Annotated in this window: 21 protein-coding genes and 2 pseudogenes; 18 read left to right on the top strand and 5 right to left on the bottom strand. The window is 70.7% G+C overall.

Annotation, left to right across the window (positions count from 1 at the left end; all coding sequences use genetic code 11):
• Positions 1 to 51 precede the first annotated feature (51 nt).
• The 11 genes and pseudogenes from GCN81_RS05250 (at position 52) to GCN81_RS05205 (ending at position 9,583) form a co-directional block, all read left to right on the top strand.
• Complete coding sequence (locus tag GCN81_RS05250; protein WP_231626377.1) at positions 52 to 384, top strand: IclR family transcriptional regulator C-terminal domain-containing protein; 333 nt, start codon at positions 52 to 54, stop codon at positions 382 to 384.
• 372 nt (positions 385 to 756) lie between these two features.
• Positions 757 to 1,053: a hypothetical protein gene (locus tag GCN81_RS31730; RefSeq protein ID WP_197287482.1), complete on the top strand. Its 297-nt coding sequence runs from the start codon at positions 757 to 759 to the stop codon at positions 1,051 to 1,053.
• Positions 1,054 to 1,071: 18 nt separating this feature from the next.
• On the top strand, positions 1,072 to 2,181 hold the full coding sequence (gene hppD, locus GCN81_RS05240) for a 4-hydroxyphenylpyruvate dioxygenase (protein ID WP_156722246.1): 1,110 nt from the start codon (positions 1,072 to 1,074) through the stop codon (positions 2,179 to 2,181).
• Positions 2,178 to 3,341, top strand: a complete 1,164-nt coding sequence (locus tag GCN81_RS05235; protein ID WP_156722245.1) for an alpha-hydroxy acid oxidase — start codon at positions 2,178 to 2,180, stop codon at positions 3,339 to 3,341. The genes hppD and GCN81_RS05235 overlap by 4 nt, the downstream gene beginning before the upstream one ends.
• A complete protein-coding gene (locus tag GCN81_RS05230) occupies positions 3,338 to 4,255 on the top strand; it encodes a phytanoyl-CoA dioxygenase family protein (protein WP_156722244.1) in 918 nt (305 codons plus the stop codon). The genes GCN81_RS05235 and GCN81_RS05230 overlap by 4 nt, the downstream gene beginning before the upstream one ends.
• Entirely contained in the window at positions 4,252 to 5,574 is a 1,323-nt protein-coding gene (locus GCN81_RS05225) for an aminotransferase-like domain-containing protein (RefSeq protein WP_325065092.1), read from the top strand. The genes GCN81_RS05230 and GCN81_RS05225 overlap by 4 nt, the downstream gene beginning before the upstream one ends.
• Positions 5,571 to 6,524 carry a DMT family transporter gene (locus tag GCN81_RS05220; RefSeq protein ID WP_156722243.1) on the top strand — a complete coding sequence of 318 codons (954 nt, stop codon included), beginning with the start codon at positions 5,571 to 5,573 and terminating at the stop codon, positions 6,522 to 6,524. Before GCN81_RS05225 ends, GCN81_RS05220 begins: the two co-directional genes overlap by 4 nt.
• 90 nt (positions 6,525 to 6,614) lie before the next feature.
• Positions 6,615 to 7,700, top strand: coding sequence for a prephenate dehydrogenase (locus tag GCN81_RS05215; RefSeq protein WP_156722242.1), 1,086 nt, complete (start codon positions 6,615 to 6,617; stop codon positions 7,698 to 7,700).
• Positions 7,701 to 7,828: 128 nt separating this feature from the next.
• Positions 7,829 to 8,035: pseudogene (locus tag GCN81_RS32200) on the top strand (carboxymuconolactone decarboxylase family protein); the annotation flags it as partial.
• 54 nt (positions 8,036 to 8,089) lie between these two features.
• Positions 8,090 to 8,722 carry an MBL fold metallo-hydrolase gene (locus GCN81_RS05210; protein ID WP_231626391.1) on the top strand — a complete coding sequence of 211 codons (633 nt, stop codon included), beginning with the start codon at positions 8,090 to 8,092 and terminating at the stop codon, positions 8,720 to 8,722.
• A gap of 75 nt (positions 8,723 to 8,797) precedes the next feature.
• Complete coding sequence (locus GCN81_RS05205; protein WP_156722240.1) at positions 8,798 to 9,583, top strand: exodeoxyribonuclease III; 786 nt, start codon at positions 8,798 to 8,800, stop codon at positions 9,581 to 9,583.
• Positions 9,584 to 9,614: 31 nt separating this feature from the next.
• On the opposite strand, the gene GCN81_RS05200 is transcribed toward GCN81_RS05205, so the two are convergent.
• Positions 9,615 to 11,414 (bottom strand): SGNH/GDSL hydrolase family protein, encoded by a 1,800-nt coding sequence (locus GCN81_RS05200; RefSeq protein WP_156722239.1) that lies wholly within the window; start codon positions 11,412 to 11,414, stop codon positions 9,615 to 9,617.
• Between the two features lie 218 nt (positions 11,415 to 11,632).
• Here GCN81_RS05200 and GCN81_RS05195 point away from each other — a divergent pair, with 218 nt between their 5' ends.
• Positions 11,633 to 12,073, top strand: a complete 441-nt coding sequence (locus GCN81_RS05195; protein WP_156722238.1) for a DUF6278 family protein — start codon at positions 11,633 to 11,635, stop codon at positions 12,071 to 12,073.
• Positions 12,074 to 12,309: 236 nt separating this feature from the next.
• Here the strand turns inward: GCN81_RS05195 and GCN81_RS05190 are convergent, their stop codons facing one another.
• Complete coding sequence (locus GCN81_RS05190; RefSeq protein WP_156722237.1) at positions 12,310 to 13,920, bottom strand: CocE/NonD family hydrolase; 1,611 nt, start codon at positions 13,918 to 13,920, stop codon at positions 12,310 to 12,312.
• Between the two features lie 113 nt (positions 13,921 to 14,033).
• Entirely contained in the window at positions 14,034 to 15,245 is a 1,212-nt protein-coding gene (locus GCN81_RS05185) for a L,D-transpeptidase (protein ID WP_156722236.1), read from the bottom strand.
• Between the two features lie 200 nt (positions 15,246 to 15,445).
• Here GCN81_RS05185 and GCN81_RS05180 point away from each other — a divergent pair, with 200 nt between their 5' ends.
• On the top strand, positions 15,446 to 16,264 hold the full coding sequence (locus GCN81_RS05180) for an alpha/beta fold hydrolase (RefSeq protein WP_156722235.1): 819 nt from the start codon (positions 15,446 to 15,448) through the stop codon (positions 16,262 to 16,264).
• Positions 16,261 to 17,514, top strand: a complete 1,254-nt coding sequence (locus GCN81_RS05175; RefSeq protein WP_197287481.1) for a cytochrome P450 — start codon at positions 16,261 to 16,263, stop codon at positions 17,512 to 17,514. Before GCN81_RS05180 ends, GCN81_RS05175 begins: the two co-directional genes overlap by 4 nt.
• 22 nt (positions 17,515 to 17,536) lie before the next feature.
• Here the strand turns inward: GCN81_RS05175 and GCN81_RS05170 are convergent, their stop codons facing one another.
• Entirely contained in the window at positions 17,537 to 18,295 is a 759-nt protein-coding gene (locus tag GCN81_RS05170; RefSeq protein ID WP_197287480.1) for a hypothetical protein, read from the bottom strand.
• Between the two features lie 102 nt (positions 18,296 to 18,397).
• Here GCN81_RS05170 and ggt point away from each other — a divergent pair, with 102 nt between their 5' ends.
• A complete protein-coding gene (gene ggt, locus GCN81_RS05165) occupies positions 18,398 to 20,254 on the top strand; it encodes a gamma-glutamyltransferase (RefSeq protein WP_156722234.1) in 1,857 nt (618 codons plus the stop codon).
• Positions 20,255 to 20,302: 48 nt separating this feature from the next.
• Here the strand turns inward: ggt and map are convergent, their stop codons facing one another.
• Positions 20,303 to 21,034, bottom strand: coding sequence for a type I methionyl aminopeptidase (gene map / locus GCN81_RS05160; protein ID WP_156722381.1), 732 nt, complete (start codon positions 21,032 to 21,034; stop codon positions 20,303 to 20,305).
• A gap of 19 nt (positions 21,035 to 21,053) precedes the next feature.
• Here map and GCN81_RS05155 point away from each other — a divergent pair.
• From GCN81_RS05155 to GCN81_RS05145, 3 genes and pseudogenes are all read left to right on the top strand, one after another.
• Positions 21,054 to 21,167: pseudogene (locus GCN81_RS05155) on the top strand (XRE family transcriptional regulator); the annotation flags it as partial.
• Positions 21,168 to 21,306: 139 nt separating this feature from the next.
• The gene (locus GCN81_RS05150; protein WP_156722233.1) at positions 21,307 to 22,497 is read left to right on the top strand and encodes an alginate lyase family protein; all 1,191 of its coding nucleotides are present in this window, start codon (positions 21,307 to 21,309) and stop codon (positions 22,495 to 22,497) included.
• Positions 22,498 to 22,643: 146 nt separating this feature from the next.
• Positions 22,644 to 24,002: a hypothetical protein gene (locus tag GCN81_RS05145; protein ID WP_156722232.1), complete on the top strand. Its 1,359-nt coding sequence runs from the start codon at positions 22,644 to 22,646 to the stop codon at positions 24,000 to 24,002.
• Positions 24,003 to 24,072: the final 70 nt, after the last annotated feature.

The following is a 24,072-nucleotide window of genomic DNA, read 5'->3' as shown; positions in this document are numbered from 1 at the left end:
GTCGACCGGTGAACGGTAGTTTTGCCCCGGGTTAGCGCGACGTCAAGGGTTGTGTCGCTGAAATCCGTACGCAGACACGACGGTGACCATCGCCGACGGGTCGACGGCCTGGCCCCTCCCTCATGCGTCGCGACGCGGCTGGAGATTGCGCGGGGGATCGGACATGCGCTGGATGACCGGGAGTTGACCCTGGGCGGCGGCGGTGCCGCGGCCTCCGTGTTCGATCGCATCGCCGAGGTCGTGGGCGGCCTCGGCCTGGTGGGCTCCGTCGAACGGCTGTCCGTCGACAGCGCACGTCACGAGTGCGCCATCGCGTTCCGTGGAGTCGCCCGCAGCCTGTCACGGGATCTCGGCGCACCGCGTAAACGCGAGTCTGCGCGCTGACGGCTGACCCCCTTCGGGGCCTCTCGACGTCAGTGAGGGTTCATCAACTTGCCATGTAATGAAGGCCATTCCACCAAGATTGGCCGCTCGCCGAACCACTGTGTGGCAAGTCCTTGACGGGGCCAGGGTCGGTGGGTTTTGCTTCCCATGGTCATTCGGTAATGCCGAACGACGTTCGGGGCGCGCGAGTGGTCCGACTCACGCTCAAGGCTGCGATCACGGGGGAGCGAGGGAGCGCCTGCCATGCGTATGACTGCGAAGAAACCCGTCAACTTACCCAAGTCCCGTACCGTCGCCGGGCGACCGGTGTGCATCCCCTCCGTCAGCCTCCCTGGTGGCACAGCCCTGTTGGGCTTGGTCAAAGAGATCCTCGTGACGACGGGTAAGACCCTGGTGTCCGTGGTCGGGGGCACCTCCGCCTACCGCGCCTACCGCGCCCACCGCGCCTTCCACGACGCGGCGCGTTCCGGCGCCGACTTCTGTACGGCCGGACGCGCCGCGGCCGACGCGGCCGAGGCCCGTATGCGGGCCATCGTCCCGATGCGGGCCATAAAGGGCCGGGCGTCGCATCTGGGTCGCGCAGCATCGGTCACCAGGACCCGGGTGCCACTTCGACCGCCACGTGCCCTTAGCTTCCTGAAATTTCCGCAAACTTCCCACATTCTCTGAACGAGTGATTGGATCACTGTGGCTGTCCATTCCATCGACCATGTCGAGTTCTTCGTGGGGGATGTCAACCAGGCGTCGCACTACTACTGCGGTACCTACGGGTTCCGGGTGGTGGCCGAGGCAGGGCCGCTCACCGGGCTGGCAGGCGCCCGCTCCCTGGTGCTGGCGCACGGCGGCGTCCGCCTGGTGCTGACCTCCGCCCTGCACGCCGACCACGCGGCCTCGCGATTTGTGCGCAGGCACGGCGACGGGGTGCGCGATGTGGCCCTCCGGTCGGACGATGCGGTCGGCGACTTCGAACGGGCGCTGGCCGCCGGCGCCGAGGCCGTCGCGGAACCGGAAACCTTCGAGGACGCCGCCGGCCGGGTCACGCGCGCCACCATCGCCCAGACCAACGACCTGGTCCACACCCTCGTACAGCGTGATGGTCCGTCAGGTCCCTTCCTGCCCACGAGATACCGGCCCGTTGACGGCGTTGCCTCATCCGGGCCCGAACTGCTGCGCTCGGTCGACCACCTCGCCCTGTGCCTGCGCGCCGGTTCGCTGGAGACCATGGTCGACTTCTACCAGCGGGCGTTGGGTCTGCGGCACACCTACGACGAGTACATAGTCGTCGGCGGTCAGGCGATGGCCTCGAAGGTCGTACAGGACGAGACCAGGGGCGTCACGTTCACCATGGTGGAACCGGACCCCGTCGGCGACCGTGGGCAGCTCAACGACTTCCTCGACGGCTTCGACGGCCCCGGCGTGCAGCATGTCGCGTACGGCACCGACGACATCGTCCGGGCGGCCCGTGAACTGCGTGCATCCGGAGTGGAGTTGCTGTCGACCCCGGCCGGCTACTACGCCGCACTGGCCGAGCGGGGCATCGAGGTCGACATCGACACAGCGGTGCTGCAGGACCTGGGGCTGCTGGCCGACCGGGATGAGTGGGGCCAGCTGGTGCAGGTGTTCACCCGCTCTCCCTACGCCCGCCGGACGGTGTTCTTCGAGCTGATCCAGCGACTTGAGGCACGTACCTTCGGCAGCGGCAACATCAAGGCCCTCTACGAGGCCGTGGAGCGCGAGCGCGCCGAAGGCCCGAACGCCGCTGTACCGGCCGGTGCCGTGGTGAGGGCCGGCGCATGACCGCGAGGGTCGACCGGGCCGACTGCCTGGAGCCGGAGGTGCCGCTGTCCCCGCGGGAGTACGCGGCGGCGGCCCAGGCCAAGCTGGAACGGTCCGTATGGGACTACATCGCCGGCGGCAGCGGCGACGAGGTCACCCTGCGCGAGGACCGCGTGGCGTACGACCGCTACCGGCTGCGTCCTCGGGCCTTCGTCGACGTGTCGCACTGCGAGCTGAGCACCACACTGCTCGGCAGGCACGTGTCGTTCCCTGCCGGTATCGCGCCCATGGCCTTCCACCGGCTGGTCCACGCGGACGGCGAGACCGCGACCGTCCGTGCGGCCGGTGCGGTGGGCGCGCTCACCATCACCAGCACTTTCGCCAGCAAGACGCTGGAGGAGACCGCCCGCGCCGCGACCGGCCCGCTGTGGCTCCAGGTTTATGTGTTCCGCGAGCGGAAGGTCACCGAGTCCCTGGTACGTCGGGCCGAGGCCGCCGGCTACCAGGCTCTGGTGATCACCGTCGACACCCCGCGGATGGCCCGCCGGGAGCGCGATCTGCGCAACGGCTTCAGCCTGCCGTCGTACGTCCGGCCGGCCCATCTCGACGAGGGCCAGCGGGCCGGACTGCACCACGGCCGTTCCGGCAGCTCGACCCTGGCCGATCACGCTGAGCGGCACCATGACGCCGCGTTCACCTGGGAGGACCTGGCCTGGTTGCGCTCGCTGACCAGCCTGCCTCTGGTACTCAAGGGCGTACTCACCGCGCAGGACGCCCGGCGGGCGGCCGAGTTCGGGATCGAGGGGCTGATCGTGTCCACCCACGGCGGCCGCCAACTCGACGGCGCCATACCGGCGCTGGACGCGCTTCCCGAAGTCGTCGAGGCCGTGCCGGACCGGTGCGAGGTCCTCGTCGACGGTGGCATCCGCCGCGGTACGGACGTCCTGAAGGCACTGGCGCTGGGCGCCCGCGCGGTGCTCGTCGGCCGCCCCGTCCTCTGGGGTCTCGCCGTCGACGGCGCCGACGGCGTCGAACGGGTCCTTGCCACGCTCCGCGCGGAGCTGGAAGAGGCGATGGCGCTGAGCGGCCGACCCGGCCTCGACACGATCACCCGGGAACTCCTCCACCGTTCGGCCGACTTCCCCTACCACCCCACTTCGCACGACAAGGAAATGGCATGACGACGAACGACGCACGCTTCGCGCTGACCGCTGCCGAGCGAGACCTCCTGCCGTCCGACGAAGAGGTGCGGTCCTACCAGGAGCACGGCTGGTATCTGTCGAAGAAGCTGCTGACCGACGAGGAGGTCGACCTGCTCAACTCCGCGGCCGACCGCTTCCACGCCGGCCACCGGGACCGCACCCTGCCGACGCGGCCGCCGCGCCTGGCGTACTGGGAGCCCTCGCAGGGCGATGTGCACCGGCACAACGACTACATCTTCTACGAGGACGACACCATCCGCAGCATCCTGTCCAAGCCGCTCATAGCGGCGGTCGCGGCCCGTATCGCGGAGACCAGCCAGATACGGCTCTGGAACAGCACCCTCATCCACAAGCCGCCACGCGCGGACGACGCCCGCAACATCGTGCCCTGGCACTTCGACCGCCACTACTGGCAGACCTGCTCCTCCGACGAGATGCTCACCGCCTTCATCCCCTTCCACGACTGCGACGAGGAGATGGGGACGATCACGATGATCGACGGCAGCCACCGCTGGAAGGAGACCGGCGGCGACGACTCCACCAGCCGCCACTTCGCCGACCGCGACCGGTCCGAGCTGGAGGAGATGCTCGCGGAGAACGCCGCCTTCAACAACGTGGAGGTCCGCAAGGTCCCGGTGAACATCCCCAAGGGGCACATCAGCTTCCACCACTGCCGCACCTACCACGGCAGCGGATACAACGTCAGCGACCGGCCCCGCCGCGCCATATCCCTGCACCTCCAGGACCGGACCAACCAGTGGCGGCCCTACGAGCTGTCCTCCGGCGACAACGTCATCTACAACAACGACGTCCTCGTCCGCGCGGACGAGCACGGCAACCCCGACTACACCGACGCGGACTTCTGCCCCGTCCTGTGGGAGGCCCCCCGGTGAGCCACGGTTCCCCCACCACCGTGCTGTCGTCCGGTGAACTGCACGACTCGCTCGGCGACCCGCTCATGGAGGTGATGAACTTCCTCAACGAAGTCACCTCCCGCTACCCGGAAGCGATCTCCTTCGGCCCCGGTCGCCCGTATGAGGGGCTGTTCGAGGTCGAGCGGATCGGCTTCTACCTCGACGCCTACAAGCGGCATCTCTCCGAGGAACTGGGCCGCACCCCCGACGAGGTCCGCACCCTGCTCTTCCAGTACGGGCGGACCAACGGCCAGATCCATGAACTGGTGGCCCGCGCCCTGCGCAACGACGAGGGCATCGAGGCAGACCCCGAGTCCCTCGTCGTCACCGTGGGCTGCCAGGAGGGCATGCTCATCACCCTCCGCGCGCTGTTCCGCAACCCCTCGGACGTCCTGCTGGTCTCCTCTCCCTGCTATGTCGGGATCACCGGATCGGCCCGGCTGCTGGACATCGCGACCGTGCATGTGCCGGAGGGCGAGCACGGCATCGACCCGGAGGTGCTGCGGCGGACGGTCGCCGACCTGCGCGCGGCGGGCAAGCGGCCGCGTGCGCTCTACCTGGTGCCGGACTTCTCCAACCCGACCGGCACCTGCCTGCCCCTCCCCGCGCGCCACCGTCTGCTCGAACTGGCCGAGGAGGAGGACCTGCTCCTCCTGGAGGACAATCCGTACGGTTTCTTCACGCGCACCGGCACCGGCCTGCCCACGCTCAAGGCGCTGGACAGCCGACGGCGAGTGATCTACCTCGGGTCCTTCGCCAAGACCTGCTTCCCCGGCGCCCGGGTCGGCTACGTCGTCGCCGACCAGCATGTCCAGGCGCCGGACGGCAGCCGCACACTCCTGGCGGACGAACTGTCCAAGATCAAGGGCATGGTGACAGTCAACACGCCGGCCCTGAGCCAGGCGGTCATCGGAGGCATGCTCCTCAGCCACGACTTCCGCCTGCGGGAGGCGAACAAGCCCGCCGCCGACTTCTACCAGGAGAACCTGACGGTCCTGCTCGACTGTCTCGACCGGCTGCTGCCCCCGGAACGGCGCGAGGCGGCGGGGATCCACTGGAACGCGCCCGAGGGCGGATTCTTCCTCACCCTGACCCTCCCCGTTCCGGCGGACAACGCGCTGCTCGAAGAGTCCGCCCGCGAGCACGGAGTGATCTGGACGCCCATGAGCTACTTCTATCCGGATCCGGACAGCGGCGGCCGCTGCCAGATGCGGCTGTCCCTGAGCTATCTGACTACCTCCCAAGTCACCGAAGGGGCCCAGCGGTTGGTGGCTCTGCTGGAAAGGAGCTGCCGGTGAACGCCGTCCTCTACGTGGTGACGGTGCTGATCTGGGGCTCCACCTGGCTGGCCATCAAGGGTCAGCTCGGGGATGTGCACCCCACGGCGTCGGTCGCGTACCGGTTCGCCCTGGCGGCCGTGATCCTGCTGGCGTGGGCGCGGCTGCGCGGGCTGCCGCTGCGCTACCCGCTGCGGGTGCACGGGCAGTTCGTCCTCATGGGCGGGCTGATGTTCTCCACCAACTTCGTCTGCTTCTACTTCGCCGAACAGCATCTGACCACCGGCCTCGTCTCGATCATCTTCGCGATGTCGCTGGTGGTGAACATGGCCTTCGCCCGCTTCTTCTTCCGGCGTGCGATCACCGCGAAGATGCTGATCGGCGGAGGGATCGGGCTGCTGGGAATCGCCACGGTGTTCTGGCCGGAGTTCCAGAACTTCGGCCTCTCCTCCGGATCGGGGCAGGGCATCCTCCTCTCCGCCCTCGGCACGCTGGTGTTCTGCCTGGGCAACGTCGTCTCCGGCAAGACCCAGGCCGCGGGCATTCCGGTGATCCAGGGCACCGGGTACGCCATGGGGTACGGGGCGTTGCTGATGGCCCCGTTCGCCGCGTCCCTCGGCGACGGCGCCATGTTCGACCCCACGTTCCTGTATACCGGCTCGCTCGTCTACCTGGCCGTTTTCGGCTCGGTGATCGGATTCGGCGCCTATCTCACGCTGCTCGGCCGGATCGGCGGCGAGCGCGCGGCCTACGCGATGGTGCTCTTCCCGATCGTGGCGCTGCTGCTGTCCACGGTGTTCGAAGAATTCCACTGGACGGCGCGGGACCTGGCGGGCGTCTTCCTGATCCTGGCCGGCAACGCCGTGATGCTGATCAACCCGGCGCTGATCAGGCGCCTGACCGGCAACCGGTTCCCTGCGGAGCCGGCGGCACCAGCGGAGCCGGCGGCGCGGAGCGCGGCCGACCGGTAGCCCGTTCCCCGCTCCGTCCGGGCCCGTCCACCTCACGCATGGGCCGGGACGGTTGCGCTGTCCATCTCACCACGGTCGAGGAGCGAACCCTTGCATACCGCTGCAGTCGTCGGCACTGGACTCATCGGCACATCGATCGCCCTGGCACTGACCGGCCGGGGAGTGACCACCCACTTGATCGACCGCGACCCCCGCAGTGTGCGGATCGCCGTCGCGCGTGGCGCGGGGACGCCCGAGCCACCGTCGGCACCCGTGGACATCGCGGTCGTCTGCGTCCCGCCGTCGGATGTCGCCAGGACCATCGCGGACCACCAGAAGGCCGAACTGGCCAAGGTCTACACGGACGTGGCGAGCGTCAAAGCGCTGCCGCACGCCGAATGCCTGGCCCTCGGATGCGACACCACCGCCCTGGTGGGCGGCCATCCGCTGGCCGGACGGGAACGCTCCGGCCCGCTGTCGGCCCGCGCCGATCTCTTCCACTACCGCCACTGGGTGCTCACCCCGACCCCGGAGACCAGGGAGACCGCCCTCAACCGCGCTCTGGAGCTGGTCTCGCTGTGCGGCGCCGTTCCGGTCCTGCTCGACCCGCCGGACCACGACCGGGCGATGGCGCTCATCTCCCATCTGCCCCACCTGATGGCGAGCCTTACCGCGGCCCGGCTCCTGGACGGGGAGGACTACGTGGTGCGGCTGGCCGGCCGCGGCATGCGGGACGTCACACGGATCGCGGCCGGCGACGCCAGGCTGTGGACCGACATCCTCGCCGCCAACGCCGCCGCCGTCAGCGTGCTGCTCGCGGAGCTCACCGCGGACCTGCGAAGAACGGCCGAGGCGCTGGACCGGCTGACCGACGGGGGGCCGGGGCAGCAGGACGCGGCCCTCGCGGACCTGACCGACATACTGCGGCGCGGCAGCGAGGGCCGGGCCCGCATCGCGACCACCCTCGGTGGCGGAAGGACGGGCCCGCCCATCTCGCTCTCGGTCTCCCTCGGTGACCAGAACCGACGGCTGGAGCGGCTGCTCGACGATGTGAGCGAGGCGCGGGTGGACCTGGAGGACATGCTGCTCGCGGATGTGGCGGCGTCGCCGTTCGGATCGGTCGAGCTCCTGGTCGCCCCGGACGCGGTGCGCCCCCTCACCGACGCTCTGCGCGACCGAGGCTGGGCGGTCCGCTAGGGCCTGTCTGACCATTCCCGTCGTCTGCGTACATCCACCCAGCCATAACGGGGATTAGTGCCTTCTTGTCCACGAACTCCGACGAATCCACGACTCCGACGCATCCATGAATTCTGACCTGGTCACGCATGCCCGTCGCGAGGTACTGGGCGACGCCCGAGGGAGTACTGGCGGGCGCGGACGCCGTGTCGGAGGACTTCGACGAGCTGCTCACGCGCTACGCGTGGGGCGAGGCCTGGGCCAGGCCGGGGCTCGACCGGCGCACCCGCAGCTGTGTCACCCTCACCGCGCTGGTTGCGGGCGGCCACCTCGATGACCTGGCGGCTCAGACCCGCGCCGCCCTGCGCGGTGCCAGGGGCGCGGGTAGGGGATGGGGTAGGGGTAGGGGTATGGAGCTGACGAAGAAGTCTCATGCCTGTGTCCGTCTGGAGAAGGACGGGCGGACGCTCGTCATCGACCCCGGTGTCTTCAGTGAGGAGGATGCCGCGGTCGGTGCTGACGCGATCCTGGTCACCCACGAGCACCCGGACCATTTCGCCGAGGACCGTTTGCGGGCCGGTCTCGAGGCGAATCCGGCCGCCGAGATCTGGACCCTCGAGTCCGTCGCGCGGCAGCTCTCGGCGGCGTTCCCGGGCCGGGTGCACACGGTGGGGCACGGTGACACCTTCAGCGCCGCCGGGTTCGACGTCCAGGTGCATGGCGAGCTGCACGCGGTGATCCACCCGGACCTGCCCCGGATCACGAACATCGGCTTCCTGGTCGACGGGTCCGTCTTCCACCCCGGCGACGCGCTCACCGTGCCCGACCACCCGATCGACACACTGCTGGTCCCCGTGATGGCGCCCTGGAACAAGGTCGCCGAGGTCATCGAGTACGTACGCGAGGTCAAGCCGCAGCGTGCCATCGACATCCACGACGCACTCCTGACCGACCTCGCCCGCCCCATCTACGACACCCACATCGGCAACCTCGGCGGCGCGGACCACATCCGGCTGGCGGCCGATGACTCCACTCGTGTGTAGGCCTGTACGGGCCTATGCAGGCGCTGTGTCCTGGTCGGCTGCCCGTTGTCAGACCCGCCCGGTAGGTTGTGAGACATGCGCATCGCCACCTGGAACGTGAACTCGATCACCGCCCGACTGCCCCGCCTGCTGGCCTGGCTGGAGAACACCGGCACGGACGTGCTGTGCATCCAGGAGACCAAGTGCACCGCCGAGCAGTTCCCGGCCGACGAGCTGCGCGAGCTCGGCTATGAATCGGCGGTCAACGCCACCGGGCGGTGGAACGGCGTGGCGCTGGTCTCCCGCGTCGGTCTGGAAGACGTGGTCAGCGGCCTGCCCGAGGGCCCTGAGTACGAGGGCGCGGTGGAGCCTCGCGCCATCTCGGCCACCTGCGGCGGCGTCAGGGTCTGGTCGGTCTACGTACCCAATGGCCGGGAACCGGCGCACGCCCATTACGCCTACAAGCTGGAGTGGTTCAAGGCCCTGCGGGCGGCCGTCGCCGATGACGCGGCGGGTGCCCAGCCGTTCGCGGTGCTCGGGGACTTCAACGTGGCGCCTACGGACACCGATGTGTGGGACATCAGCCTGTTCGCCGACTCCACCCATGTCACCCCCGCCGAGCGCGCCGCTCTGGTGGCGCTTGAGGAAGCGGGCCTGTCCGAGGTGATGCCGCGCGCCCTCAAGTACGACGTGCCGTTCACCTTCTGGGACTACCGCAACCTCGGCTTCCCCAAGAACCGCGGCATGCGCATCGACCTGGTCTACGGCAACACCCCCTTCACCAAGTCCGTGCGGGACGCGTACGTGGACCGCGAGGCGCGCAAGGGCAAGGGCGCGTCGGACCACGCACCGGTGGTGGTCGACCTGGACCTGGACGTGTGAGCCGACCGGACGGCCTCAGCGGCACGCCGTCTCAGCCCGCCCGCAGGACCCGAGGGTCCACCGCGTCCGCCAGTGCCGCCAGGCCCGCGTCACCGGGGTGCAGATGGTCGCCGCTGTCATACGCGGGCAGCAGGCGCGCGGGCCGCGTCGGGTCACGCAGCACCGCGTCGAAGTCGAGCACGGCATCGAATACGGCGCCGGACACGGCGGGGCCGCGCAGGTACGCGTTCACCGCCGCGCGCTCCGCGTCGACCGCCGCCGTGCACCGCGCCTCGCCCTCGCAGGGCACCAGCGTCGCCCCCACCACCCGCAGCCCCCGCTCCCGCGCCCGGACCGCGATCTCCCGCAGCCCGGCGGTCACCTGATCCGCGGTGGCGCCCCAGCGCAGGTCGTTGATCCCTTCGAAGACCACGACGGTACGCACGGACGGCTGGGCCAGCACATCGCGCTCCAGCCTGTGCAGGGCACTGACCCCGCCGGTGGACCTGGAGACGCCGTCGCCCGGGTACACGTCGCTGACCACCCGGTTGGCGGAGATCCCGTGGTTGAGGACGCCATAGTGCGGCACCTCGTCCTGGGCGAGCAGACGCCGCGCCAGCACGTTCGGCCAGCGTCGGTTGGTGTCCGGCGTCGAGCCCACCCCGTCGGTGATCGAATCGCCCAGCGTCACCACCGACCCCGGCCCGCCGCCCACCTCGACCCCGGTCAGAAACGGCCAGGTGGAGAGCGTCGAGGTGTACGCGTCCGGGGCGCCGTCCGCCGTGTGGTCACCGGGCTCGCTGAGGTACGAGCGCTGCGCCGCGCGGTGATGCACGGGGGCCGCCGCCACGGTGTCCGGCAGATGGAAGCTCACCAGCAGATCGCTGTCCGCGGGCACGTCGAAACCCAGCGGATCGCTGAACGCCTGCGCCCCGGCCGGGATCTCGGTGCCCCGGCGGCCATCGAAGGACAGCGGCACCGGCCGCTGCCGCGCGCCCGCCCCGGCCGCCCGCACCGCGACGGACGCGCTGCCGATCCGTACCGGCAACCCGGCGAAGGTGTTGTCCAGGCGGACCCGCACCCGCGGGCCGCCGACCGACGTCCGTACCACCAGCCGCAGCGTGCGGTCGGTCCACGGCCCGACCGCGGCGTAGCCGGAACTGGACGCCGACCAGGTCCCGGTCCACCCCGTCGCCGCCGCCCGTACGGAGACGGCGAACACATGCAGATCGGCCCCGCCCGAGGCCCTGGGCAGCTGGACCGAGGTGACCTGGCGGTCGGCGGCGAGCGGCACCGACACCACGTACAGGCGCGCCCGCTCGGCGCGCTTGCCGCCTCGGGTGTTGATGTGCGGCAGGGTCACGGCCTGGGCGGCGCGGGGGCCCGAGCGCCAGTCGGGCGCCGTGAGCCGGAAGGCGCTGACCGACCCGTCGGCGTAGCGGACCCGCCCCCTACCACGGGCCGTGCCACCGGTCCCGGCGACCAGGAAGGACAGCGCGGTGCCTCGGCCGCGGACCCGCACCAGCTGACCGTCAGCAAGCATGTTGTCGGGCTTGCCCGGTTCCCAGTCCGGCAGTCGCAGCCGGGCCGCGTCGATGGACAGCGAACGGCCGGGCAACCAGCCCGCGGCGACCAGATCCCGCGCGGACAGGGACGCGCCCGAGCCGTCGAAGTCGGCCGCGCCCGGCTCGGCGTCGTCGCTCACCGCACGGTTGTCGAACAGCCGCGCGAGGGGCAGCGCCCGCCGTTCCCGCTGCGCCCGCTCTTCCACCACGGTCTCGGCGAGGGCGGGCGGGGCGCCCGCCACCAGTAACGCGAGAACGACGATCCCGCCCCAGATACCTCGTCGCACGCTCGGCTCCTCCCGGCGACCGCAGCAACCAGCAATCCCTGTGACAACAGGCGCGTCATGAAGCTAGGGCGAAGACGGCATCGAGGCAACGACCAAAGGGATAACTCTGGGTTATCTGCTACGAAACGGCACTGACGTGGTTCCATGGTCAGTAGGCGGCCAGGGCCGTAACCGCCCGACGACGATTCCGACAGCAGCGGCACCCTGCGAGGTCGATCATGCATATCCCGTTCCTGGACAAGTGGCGCAAGCGACCGGCCGCGGAGCGGGACGCGGGCCTCGCGGAGGCGTTCGCGGAGGAGCCCGAGGCAGTCGCCGAGCTGCTCTCCGAGTGCGAGCTGCTGCGCTCCCACGCCGCGGACGCGGGCCTGGAACTCGACGACAGCCCCGCCTCCTTGGAGGCCCTGGACCAGCTACCGCCGCGCTGGCGCGACGACCCGGAGCAGCTGCCCTGGCTGGGTAACGACGCCGGGCTCTATCTGGGTACGGTCGTGGTGCGCACCGTACCGGGAGCCGCCTGGCACGTCTGGCCCGGCGGCCACCCGGTGGTCCGGCTCGCCTCGGGACGGGAGATCCACGTCGTGGAAGCCGGTCTCGACTGGGCGGTGAGCGGCGCCCCCGAGCTCTCCCAGGTCTACGCGGAAGCATCCGAGGGTTGAAGACCGACACCAAAGCCAAGACCGACACCAAAGCCAAGACCGAGGCCGAAGTCGAGGCTCACCCGAAAAGCGCAAATACGGTTTATTCCCCCTTTATGCGTGTCGCACGTTAAGTCCCATATGAGATAGGTAGTTTGCGCGGACCGGCGGAACCAGGGACGCTGCTGCCGGGAGCAGTAGCTCAAGGGCCAGGCCCGACCCGGCAGCAGCCGGTGATCACTCCTGGCGCGGGGGGTTCACTTCCCGCGCAGCGGTACCGACACGTACGACGGGTCGGCCGCCGGAGAGGAGAAGGTCAGCTGCGCGCCGGTCGGGTTGTGCTCGATATAGAGCGGGTCGACCGTGTCGATCACCAGCGCCAGCCGGTGCCCTGCCGGGACGTCGTAGGCCGTGGAGAACAATTCCAGGTCCACGCCGAACGGTTGTCCGGGTGTCTGGCCGTGGAAGGTGTACGGCGCGTTGCTGACCAGCTTGCCGAGGCCGAGCGGGCCCACGTCGTACAGATATGCGACGAGGGTGCCGCTCGCTTTCGTGCTGGTGACCGTGGTGTGCAGCTTCGCCGTCCCGCGTACCCGCTGGGTGGTGGGGTAGCGCTCGGAGTGCCAGACGGCCGCGAAGCTGCGCGGCAGCAGCGGGATGTACGCCATCGGGGGCAGCTTCAGGAACTGGTCCAGGGCGTTGGACAGGATCGTCACGCCGCCGTTGGCGCCCGAGTCGACGTTCGCCCAGACCTTCCGCGTGGAGCCGAGCTCGATCTTCCTGGTGTCGGCGCCGACCGACTTCCAGTCCGGGTAGCCCTCGTAGCCGCTCTTGGACCGTGACTTGAGCTGTACCGGCTGCTCGCGGTTGATGCCGTTGCTCTCGCCCTTGAGGTAGTGGTCGAACCAGCGCTGGGAGTTGGTCCACACGTCATTGGGGAGGCCCAGCAGCCCGGTCGCCTCGGCGGTGGCGTGGTCGCCGGGGCGGAACTCCAGGCGCTTGGGGCCCTTGAGCTTCTCGTAGAACGACGCGTACTGGTTGGGCGGGAAGATGGTGTCGCCCCAGGCGTTGCCCAGCATGACCGCGGTGCCGTTGCGGTTGATCGAGTCGACATACGTCGCCGGGGAGCGCTTGGCGCCCCAGTCGATCATGTCCTGTTCCTTGTCCAGGTTGGAGCCGAGGAAGTCCTTCATGATCCGCTGGAGTTCGGCGCTCGGGCGGCCGGTGAGGTAACCGGCGCCGGTGAGCAGCCCGGCGGCCTGGAGGTGCTGGGTGCGGCCGCTGTAGATCGAGTCGACGAGGTCGGCCCAGCCGCTCATCGCGACCACGGCCTTGACGCGTTTGTCGTGTGCGGCGGCCAGCAGGCCGATGCCCGCGCCGTACGACACTCCGGCCATGCCGACCTTGTCCGGGTCGGCCGGGGTGTTCGCCAGCGCCCAGTCGATGACCTTGGAGGCGTCGGCGATGTCGGGCGGGCCCGCGACCTCGATCTCGCCACCGGACTGCCAGAAGCCGCGGGAGTTGTAACTGACCACGACATAGCCCGAGTCGGCCAGCTTCTTGGCCTGGGCGATGTATTCGATCTGCGGCATCGCCCAGCTGGTCGGCAGGACGATCACCGGGTGTCTGTCGCCCGCCCGTGTGCCGGATGGGGTGAAGACGTTGGCCTTGAGGATCGTGCCGCCGTCACCGGCGATGTCGACGAAGCGCACGTCCGCCGCGGCGACCGCCCCGGTGGGCTGAGCTGCGGGTTGAGCGGCCGGGGTGGCGAGCGCGGTGGGGGCGAGGCTGAGGGCGGTCCCGGCAGCCAGGGCTGCCGAGACGGTGCCGATGGTGGTCGTACGCAGAGCCTTGCGCGGGTGTGCCACGGGTCACTCCTCACTCACGTGGTGAAAGTGACCCGACGGTAACCTCATTCCTTACTGGCGGTAACCCGTCGGTAAGTTACGTGCGGGTAACGAAAAGTGGAATCGCTTGCGCCTCAGCGCAGGGCGCTCTTCGCCTGCCACTGGTCGTAGCTGAGGTTCCACGCGCCGTAGCCGTTGCCCGGTGCCGGGTCGCCCTTGTGGCCGCTGCCCTCAACCGTGAACGGGTCGCCGACCTGCACCTGGTCGTACACCCACTTCGCGTCCGCGTCGCTCAGGCCCACACAGCCCGAACTGCGGTTGGCGTTGCCGAAGTGGGCGGCGTTCCAGGGCGCGGCGTGCGCGTACATTCCGGACCAGGTCAACCGCATCGAGTAGTCGACCATCTTGTCGTAGGCGTTACCGAGGCCGACTGTCTCGGAGTTCATCCTGATCGTGCCCTCCTTGGACATCAGGACGGTGGTGCCGCCCCAGGAGGCCTTCTTTCCGCCGGGCGTGCCCGCTGACATCGGGAGCGTCTTCACTTCCTCGCCGTCCCGCAGCAGCGTCAGCTGCTTGGTGTCCAGGTTGACCTTCGCCCGCTGGTCCTTGCCGATGGTGAAGTGGGTCGCGTAGTCACGGACGAAGAAGCCTCCGCCGTCGCCCGAGTTCACGCCGTCCAGGCTCGCGCTGAGCTTCACATCGGTGCCGGACTTCCAGTACTCCTTGGGCCGCCAGTCGACCCGGTCCTTGCCGGAGTAGTCCTCGATCCAGCCCCACGAGCCCTCGGTGTTGTTCGAGGTGGTGACCTTCAGCTGCTTCTCGACGGCGGCCTTGTTCTTCACCGGGTTGTCGAAGACGATCGACAGCGGCTGGGCGACACCGACCGTGGTGGCCTTGCCGGGAGCCAGCGTCAGCTTGTTGACCTGGCCCGCCTTCTCGGTGGTGAACGACGCCTTCGCGGTGCGGCTCTTGTCGTCCTTCGCCGTCACCGTGTACGCGGTGCCCGGAGACGCCACGCGCTCCGATATCCAGGACTTGCCGTCGGCGGATATCTGGCCCGACAGCTTCCCGCCGTCGGCGTCCGCGACCGTGACATCAGCCAGCTTGCCCTCGGCCAGCTTCACCTTCACCGGCTCACCGGCCTGGGCGTTCTTGCCCGTGAGGTTCACCGAGATCTTCGCGTCCTTGTCCTGCGCCGCCGCCAGCTCGGCGCTGGCCTTGTCGGTATCGGAGCCGCCGTCCGAGCCACCGCAGGCGGTGAGGGCGAGCGCCAGCAGTGCGGTACCCGCGAGCGCGGTGGTACGACCCTGGTGGCGGGGCGGGGTGTGGCGGCGTATGCGGCTCAACTCGAGACCTCCGTTGCGAACTCTGTGTCCACACGGAAGGAGGTACCCACGCGCCCTGAGGTTGCATTAAATACGGAAAATCTCTCGCATTCGGTGACGCGCGGGTGACAGGGCGCCCGCGAGGCGCTATGCGCCCTTGTCCGGCGGGGGAGTTGGGGCCACCGTGGTGATCCCGCACACTCTCTCGGGACGGAGAAACCGTGGTGCCCTTCCTGCTGCCCCACACCCTGCTCGGCGACGGACCCCACCGGGTCATCGCCGTACACGGCTGGTTCGCCGACCGCGGCGCCTACGCCGCCGTGCTGCCGGACCTGGACCTGGAGTCCTTCACGTACGCGGTCGTCGACCTGCGCGGCTACGGCGAGGCCAAGGACGCGCCGGGCGCCCACACCACCACCGAGGGCGCCGCCGATCTGCTCGCACTCGCCGACCACCTCGGCTGGGACCGCTTCTCGCTCATCGGGCACTCAATGGGCGGGGCTGTCGCCCAGCGCGTCGTGGCGGCGGTGCCCGAGCGGGTACGGCGCCTGGTCGGCGTCTCGCCCGTCCCCGCCTCCGGGCTCCCGATGCCGCCCGAGCAGTGGGAGGTGTTCACCTCGGCGGCTGACCGTCCCGAGTACCGCCGCTCCATCCTGGACACCACCACGGGCGGCAACCGCCCGGCCGCCTGGCTGGACCGGATGGTGCGCCAGTCGCTCGACGCCAGCGACGCCAAGGCCTTCCGTAGCTGGCTGGACTCCTGGGCGGGCGACGACTTCCACGCCGAACTCGAAGGCTGCCGGGTCCCGGCACTCGCCGTGACCGGGGTGCTCGACCCGGCGCTCAGCGCGGACGTGATGCGGCAGACCTGGATGCGCTGGTTCGGCCGGGGCGAGTTGGCGGAACTCCCGGGCGCCGGACACTACGCGATGGACGAGACGCCGCTTGAGCTGATCCGTACGGTCGAGGACTTCCTCCGCGCCGACGCCGACGACGTATCGGACGACGCGTCCGGTAGCGAGGGCGGCGCGACCGCATGAGTGACGTGCCGGACATCTTCGACCCGCGGATCTACGCGGCCGGGATTCCGCACCAGGCCTACCGGGAGCTGCGCGAGCGGCACCCGGTCTCCTGGCAGGACGAGTACGGCGTACTCGGCTGGCCCGCGGGCCCCGGCTTCTGGGCGGTCGCCCGCCACGACGACGTCGTAGCCGTCCTCAAGGACTCCGCTACGTACTCCTCGTACCTGGGCGCCACCCAGATCCGCGATCCGGCCCCCGCCGACCTGCCGTTCATCCGCCGCATGATGCTGAACCAGGACCTACCGCACCACGGCAGGCTGCGCCGCCTGGTCAGCCGCGCCTTCACCCCGGGGCGGATCGACCGCTTCGAGGCACGGGCCCGCGCACGGGCCCGGCAGCTGCTTGACGCGGCCCGCTTACAGGGACCCGTGGTCGACCTGGTCGCCACGGTCACCGACGACTACGCGCTGCTCAACCTCGCGGACCTGCTGGGGGTACCGAGGAGCGACCGCGCGCTGCTGCTGCGGTGGACCGAGCGGGTGATCGGATACCAGGACCCGGACGAGGCCGACACCGTCGTACGCGCCCCGGATGGCGAGCCCGTCAACCCGCGCTCGCCGGAGCTGCTCGGCGAGATGTTCGCCTACGCCCGCAGGCTCGCGGACTACAAGCGACGCCACCCGAGCGACGACGTGATGACCGCGCTGGCCCACGCCACCGACGGCGACACCCGGCTGACCACCGAGGAACTGGAGATGTTCTTCTTCCTGCTGACCGTCGCGGGCAATGACACCGTACGCGGCGCAGCGCCCGGTGGCCTCCTCGCGCTGGCCGAACACCCCGGCGAGCAGCGCAGGCTGCGGGACGGCCAGGTCTCGCTGGACAGCGCCGTGGACGAACTCCTGCGCTGGCACCCGCCGGTGCTCACCTTCCGCCGCACCGCCGCCCGCGACACCGAGCTCGCCGGACAGCGGATCAGGGCGGGTGACAAGGTCGTCGTCCTGCACGCGTCGGCCAACCACGACGAGCACGTCTTCACCGAACCCCACCGCCTGGACCTGGGCAGGACACCGAACCCTCACGTCTCCTTCGGCGACGGCCCCCATATCTGCCTGGGCGCGCACTTCGCCCGACTGCAACTGCGGGTGCTGTACGACGAGACACTCCGCCTGCTGCCGGGACTGGCACCGGCGGGGCCGCCACGCCGACTGGTCTCCAACTTCATCAACGGCATCAAGACACTGCCACTGAACGTGGCGCCGGGCTAGCCGGAGCCTAGTTGCGGCGGCTTCAGCTGCTCGCCCGGTGCGACGTACGCGACACCGAGGCGGGCGCCGGTTCCTGCGCGGCGCGGGTGACATCCGCGACCAACTCGGCCACATCAGGCCCGTACGCCTGGGAGTTGACGACCTTCAGGAGCAGGACGAAGGAGTTGCCGCCGTGCTTGCGGGCCAGCCGCGCGTGGTGCCGGGCGAGATAGCGGGTCGCCGCCTGGTTGCAGATGGAGCGCTGACCACAGAAGAGGAAGACGGGTCTGGCCCGCTGCCCCTGGCCCGCGGTCAGCCGGGCCAGCACCACGTATTCGGTGCGGCCCGGCTCCATGCGGTAGCGCTCGCTGCCGATTTGGAAGGCGGCGCGGTCCGGGCCCGGTTCGGGGTCGGTGTTGATCCGTATGCCCGGCAGCAGGGAGTAGAGGTGGGCGGCCATACGCCGATTCACCGCGGGCCCGCCCACGCAGAACTCGGTGCGTTCCCCGAAGCCCTGCTGCGTCGTGTCGTGCGTGATGACCTGGGCGTGCGCCCCGCAGTCCTTGATCAGCGCGGCGAGCTCCAGGAGCGAGAAGACGTCGTTGCGCGCGACCGCCTGCTCGGGGCCGCCCGCGTCGCGGCTGACCACGAGCAGCGACTCGGAGTTGTCGGGCAGCCCGAAGAAGGTCTGCTTGCGGCGGAGCTTGCGCTTCCACAGATACGTACGAGCGAACCAGCCCAGTGACGCGGCCACCCCCGTCGACAGCACGCCGAGGACGATATTGCGCAGGTCTTCATCCATGGGCGGGCATGCTAGCCGCCGCGCGCGGGGTGTTCGAGGGGGTACTGACGCGGTGGGCGGGCGAAGTTACGCTGCGCAGACGCCTGTTGACCGGAGGTACGGATGCGTCGTCCAGTTGCGCGGAAACTCACGGTGATGGCCACGATCGCGGCCTTGGTGTCGATTGGAGCGGCGGCGCCCCCTTCATCCGCTTCACGACCAGCGACTCCACCGGAGATTCCGCCAGCGACCTCACCGGAGAAGACGCCGGTCGCGGTCGGCTACGGCGGCGCCGTTTCCAGCGTGGACGCGGACGCGTCGGCCGTGGGCATCGAGGTGCTCCGCGGGGGCGGTAACGCGGTGGACGCCGCCGTGGCCACGGCGGCCGCGCTCGGCGTCACCGAGCCGTACTCGGCGGGCATCGGAGGCGGCGGCTACTTCGTCTACTACGACGCGAGAGCGCGCAAGGTCCACACGGTCGACGGACGGGAGACCGCACCGCTGAGCGCGGACGCCGGACTGTTCCTGGAGAACGGCGCGCCGATCCCGTTCGGTGAAGCGGTCACCAGCGGGCTGAGCGTGGGCACCCCTGGTACGGCCGCCACCTGGGGCACGGCCCTGGACGCCTGGGGCAGCAAGCCGCTACGTACCCTGCTGAAGCCCGCTGAGCGGCTGGCGAAGCGCGGCTTCGTCGTGGACGAGACCTTCCGCGCGCAGACCGCGGCGAACCAGGCGCGGTTCGCGGACTTCCCCGCCAGCGCCGACCTTTTCCTGCCCGGCGGGCGGCTGCCCGTGGTCGGGTCGACCCTGAAGAACCCCGATCTGGCGCGTACGTACGCGGAGTTGGGACGCAAGGGCGGCGGCGCCCTCTATCGGGGCAAGCTGGCCGCCGACATCGTACGGACTGTGAACAAGCCACCCGTCGACCCGGCGGCGGACCGGGTGGTACGCCCCGGGGGACTGGCGAAGCGGGACCTGGCGCGGTACCGGACCCTGCGGCAGGCACCGACGAAGGTGGCGTACCGGGGACTTGACGTCTACTCGATGGCGCCTTCGTCGTCGGGCGGTACGACGGTGGGGGAGGCGCTGAACATCCTGGAGAGCCCCCGCATCGGGAGCGGAACGTCAGACGGGACACCAGGCGGGACGTCGGAGACGGCATATCTGCACCGGCTGATCGAAGCGAGCCGGATCGCGTTCGCCGACCGAGGGAGGTGGGTCGGCGATCCCGCCTTCGCGTCCGTACCCACCAGGGAACTGCTCTCCCAGAAGTACGCGGACTCACGCGCCTGCCTCATCCGGGACGACCAGGCACTGACCAGCCCGCTGGCGCCCGGCGACCCGCGCGACCCGGCGCCGTGCGCCACCGCGGGCGCCGCCACCCCGACCCCGTACGAGGGCCAGAGCACCACCCACCTCACGACCGCCGACAAGTGGGGCAACGTCGTGTCCTACACGCTCACGATCGAGCAGACGGGCGGCAGCGGCATCACCGTCCCCGGGCGCGGCTTCCTGCTGAACAACGAGCTGACCGACTTCTCCTTCGCGCCCGCGAGCCCCGATGTGCCCGACCCGAACCTGCCGGGTCCCGGCAAGCGGCCGCGCTCCTCGATGGCGCCGACCATCGTGCTCAAGGGCGGCGTGCCGGTGCTGGCTGTCGGTACGCCGGGCGGGGCGACCATCATCACCACCGTGTTGCAGACCCTGACCGGCGTCATCGACCGCGGGCTCTCGCTGCCGGACGCGATCGCCGCGCCGCGCGTCAGCCAGCGCAACACGCCGACGACCAGCCTCGAACCCGGGCTCTACGACGCGCGATCGCGGGCCGAACTTGAGGCGCTCGGCCACGCCTTCCAGCGGACCGCGGAGATCGGCGCGGCGACCGGGGTGCAGCGGCTGCCGGACGGCCGGTGGCTGGCGGCGGCGGAAGAGGTGCGCAGGGGTGGCGGCTCGGCCCGGGTGGTGCGCCCGAGTCCCTGAGCGGCCCTGAGTGGCCGCGAGTGCCCCTCAGGCGCGCTCTGGGCCGCGTCAGGCCAGCGTCAGGACGCGCGGACCCGCGTCCGTGATCGCCACGGTGTGTTCCGCGTGGGCCGCCCGGCTGGCGTCCAGCGTACGGAGCGTCCACTCGTCCCGGTCGGGGTAGTAACTGTCCTGCCCGCTCGCGATCAGCATGGGCTCGATCGCCAGCACCATGCCGTGCTTCAGGGGCATGCCCCGACCGGGACGGCCCTCGTTGGGTACCGGCGGGTCCTCGTGCATTCGGCGGCCGATGCCGTGGCCGCCGAACCCCTCGGGGATGCCGTAGCCCGCGCCCCGGCAGACCGTGCCGATCGCGTGCGCGATATCGCCGATGCGGTTACCCACCACGGCCGCCGCGATCCCGGCATCCAGCGCGGCGAACGCGGTGGATACGAGGCGTACGTCGGCGGCGCGTGGCGTGCCGACGATGAAGCTGACCGCCGCGTCGCCCGCCCAGCCGTCCAGCGTGGCGCCGCAGTCGATGCTCACCAGGTCGCCGTCGCGCAGCCGGTAGTCGTCCGGGATGCCGTGCACGATCGCGTCGTTGACGGAGGCGCAGATCACCGCGGGAAAGGGGGTCGGGGCGAAGCTGGGCCGATATCCGAGGAACGGCGAAGCGGCCCCGGCTCGCTTCAGGACGTCCCGGGCGGTTTGGTCCAGGTCCCGCAGTGAGACCCCGACCCCCGCCGCTTCGCGTACCGACGCCAGGGCCTGGCCGACGATCTGGCCCGCCGCGCGCATCGCGTCCAGTGACGCGTCTGTCGAGACGGGCCGGGCCCCGACGCCCGCCTTCTTCACCGTGGCGGCGCTGGCCCAGGCCCTGGGCCTCTCGCTGGACGAGGTGCTGGCGCGCTGCGCGCCGGCGCCTGTCTGAGGAGGCTGAGCGGAGCCGCACGAAGTCAGGTAAAGCTGCACAAATCCGGACTAGGCTGCGCGGAGCTGTACGAAGCCGCGCGGAGCTGTGCGGAGTAACAGATCCTGCGCCCCGGTGCGCCAGCGCCCACGCTGCGGATATGGCCCGACCGCACCGCGTGATCCGCCTCGCCCTCGCCGCCGCGCTCTGCGCCCCGCTGCTGACCGCCCTGACTCCGCTGACCCCGCCGCCACCCGGCCCGCCGAACTTCCGGCACCCGGGGGTGCTCAGTAGCCGTGCCCAGCTGGACACCGTGCGCGCGCGGGTGCGGGCTGGCGCCGAGCCCTGGGCGTCGGCGTACCAGGCCATGCGCCGCAGCCGGTACGCGGACCCCGGCTATCAGCCGCGCCCGCACAAGATCGTGGCCTGCCCGCCGTATACGAAGCCGGTCGCCTGCGTCGCCGAACGCGAGGACGCGATCGCCGCGTACACCCAGGCGCTGCTCTGGTACGTCACCGGGGACCCGGCCCACGCCCGCAAGGCCGTGCGGATCATGAACGCCTGGTCGGCGGTGCTCAAGGATCACACCGAGGGCAACGCGGGGCTCCAGGCCGCCTGGGCGGGTTCGACCTGGGCGCGGGCCGCCGAGCTGATGCGGCACACCTACCGGGGGTGGGGACCGCAGCGGGTAGAGCGCTTCGGCGAGATGCTTCGCCATGCCTACCTTGGCGAGTTCGCAGGCGACGTAGCCGACTACAACGGCAACTGGGACCTGGCGTTCGCGGACGCCTCCCTGGCCATCGCCGTGTTCCTCGACGACCGCGTGACCTTCGACCGGGCCGTGGACCGCTTCCGCGAGCGGCTCCCCGCGTACTTCTACCTCCGCTCCGACGGGCCGGTGCCGTTGCCGCCGCCGGGCGGCACCGTCCGTACGCCGGAGGAGATCAGGGAGTACTGGTTCGGGCAGCGCACGTTCGTCGACGGGCTCGGCCAGGAGACCTGCCGTAACTTCGAGCACGTCGGCTACGCGCTAGCCGCCAGCGCGCACATCGCGGAGACAGCCCGCCATCAGGGCGTCGACCTCTACGGCGAGGTCGGCGAACGGCTGCGTGCGGCGGTCGAGTTGCACGCGCGGCACCAGTCGGGCGAGCCGATGCCGCCGTCCCTGTGCGGCGGGAAGCCGGAGCTGACCATGGGGCCCGACCTGGAAGTCCTCCTCAACCACCTGGGAAACCGGCGCGGTCTGCCCGTCCCGCACACCCGGCGCCTCGCGGAGCGGACGCGACCGGCGGGGACGGACGACCTGTTCGTCGCCTGGGAGACCCTGACCCACGCGAACAACCCCGCCTGACCGCCGAGCTCGGTGGCCGGTGAGCGAAAGGAGCCGGTGGGTGTAAGCCGCCCGTAGCCTCCCCGTAACGCGGAGAGTGTCGAATGGACCCCGGGGGGATGTACGGGCCGGAGGATTCCAGTGGGCTAGGCGGGACGGCGACAGCAGTGGAACAACTCCCAGCAGCCGTAGGTGAGTTCGCGGCATATCTGCGGGACCTCCTGGCGCGCGTCGACGAGAGTGGCGGCTGGTGCGGGGTGTTCTGGCAGCGGGACCCGGACGGGATGACCGCCTGCCTGCACGGGTGGGAGGTGCCGCCCTGGGACGTAGTCGAGGCGCTGCTCCAGGACCTGAGCACGACCCACGGGCAGGCCGCCGCCGACCACGAGACCCCCTGGGCGCGCGCACTGCACGACGCCTCACTCCAGGCGTACGACGCCCACCCTGGCGCCCACGACCTGCTCGGCGACCGGCTGGACGTGATGCTCAGAGAGCAGCGATACGCCGCCGAACGCATCCGGGAACTGGGCGAGTTGCTCCGCACGGCCGCACCCGACGACGCCGAACGCGTCCAAGTGGACCTGGCCTGGGCCCACGACGACCACGACCGGGCGACGGCCCGCTGCGCGGAGCTGCGCACCCGCATGGAGCGCGTACGGGACACCCGGCCCGGACCCTCGGCGCCCCCCGCAGCCGTGCGGGAACACCCCGAGCCCCGCACCACCACACGCGCCCCACGCCCCCGAGGAGCCCGCTACGCCGGGCTCGACCTCGACGACGGTACGAGCCAAGCCGCCGACCCCGTACCGACGTCCGCACCGACGTCCGCACCCACGTCCGTATTCGCGGACCCGCACGCCCGGGCGCCGCACGTCTCGCCCCCGGCCACGGCCGCGACCCCGCGCGGCGCCCGCTACGCGGGCCTCACGGACGACAGCGCATCGTCCCCCGAGACGCGCCCCCAGACGTCCCCCGACACCTCCTCGCGGCCCGCCCCCGCAGCGTCCCGCGCCACCGCCGACGCCGTCGAGGACCTGCTCACCCTGCGCGGTCAGGGCCGTAGCGGCGAGGCGTACGCCGTGCTCTGCGAGGCCGCTCAGTGGCCCGCCCCCCAGCTGCCGCCGCTCGCCGCCGCACTGCACCGCGCCGGGCTCGGAGCCGACTGGGCGACCCTGCTGTGGGAGGTCGCCTCCCTGCCACCGGACCGCCTGGCCGCTGCCGCCGACGCGCTGACCGCCGCGGGCCGCGCCGACGACTGCCACCAGCTGCTGCGCCAGGGCGCCGCCCGCCCCGCCCCCGAGATCGCCGCGGCCATCCGCGCCCTGGACGACGCGGGCCGTGGCCGGGAGGCCGACGCTCTCCTGGAGGCCTATGTCAGGGTCCGTACGCCCGAGGAAGCGGCGCGCGTCGCCCAGGGCGACCCGCAGCGGCTGGTGCCGCGCCTGCTGGACACCGCGCGTGCCGTGTCCGCCGAGCGTCACCGCGATCTCACCCACGCGCTGCGCGTGTCCGGACTCAGCACCTGACCGAGACTCGGCAGCTGACCGAGACTCAGCGCCTGACCGAGTCCGCTCCCCGGTGTGTGACACCCATCGC

The sequence above is a fragment of the Streptomyces apocyni genome (genome assembly GCF_009739465.1).
GTDB lineage: Bacteria > Actinomycetota > Actinomycetes > Streptomycetales > Streptomycetaceae > Streptomyces > Streptomyces apocyni.
The sequence above is the reverse complement of the archived record's forward strand: the minus strand, read 5'-3'. Positions and strand labels throughout refer to the sequence as shown.

Coding starts and splice junctions, on each gene's coding strand:
- GCN81_RS05235 (WP_156722245.1), top strand. CDS start 2,178: ATGACCGCGAGGGTCGACCGGGCCGACTGCCTGGAGCCGGAGGTGCCG.
- GCN81_RS05230 (WP_156722244.1), top strand. CDS start 3,338: ATGACGACGAACGACGCACGCTTCGCGCTGACCGCTGCCGAGCGAGAC.
- GCN81_RS05210 (WP_231626391.1), top strand. CDS start 8,090: ATGGAGCTGACGAAGAAGTCTCATGCCTGTGTCCGTCTGGAGAAGGAC.
- GCN81_RS05205 (WP_156722240.1), top strand. CDS start 8,798: ATGCGCATCGCCACCTGGAACGTGAACTCGATCACCGCCCGACTGCCC.
- GCN81_RS05195 (WP_156722238.1), top strand. CDS start 11,633: ATGCATATCCCGTTCCTGGACAAGTGGCGCAAGCGACCGGCCGCGGAG.
- GCN81_RS05175 (WP_197287481.1), top strand. CDS start 16,261: ATGAGTGACGTGCCGGACATCTTCGACCCGCGGATCTACGCGGCCGGG.
- GCN81_RS05170 (WP_197287480.1), bottom strand. CDS start 18,295: ATGGATGAAGACCTGCGCAATATCGTCCTCGGCGTGCTGTCGACGGGG.
- ggt (WP_156722234.1), top strand. CDS start 18,398: ATGCGTCGTCCAGTTGCGCGGAAACTCACGGTGATGGCCACGATCGCG.
- map (WP_156722381.1), bottom strand. CDS start 21,034: ATGCGCGCGGCGGGCCAGATCGTCGGCCAGGCCCTGGCGTCGGTACGC.
- GCN81_RS05150 (WP_156722233.1), top strand. CDS start 21,307: ATGGCCCGACCGCACCGCGTGATCCGCCTCGCCCTCGCCGCCGCGCTC.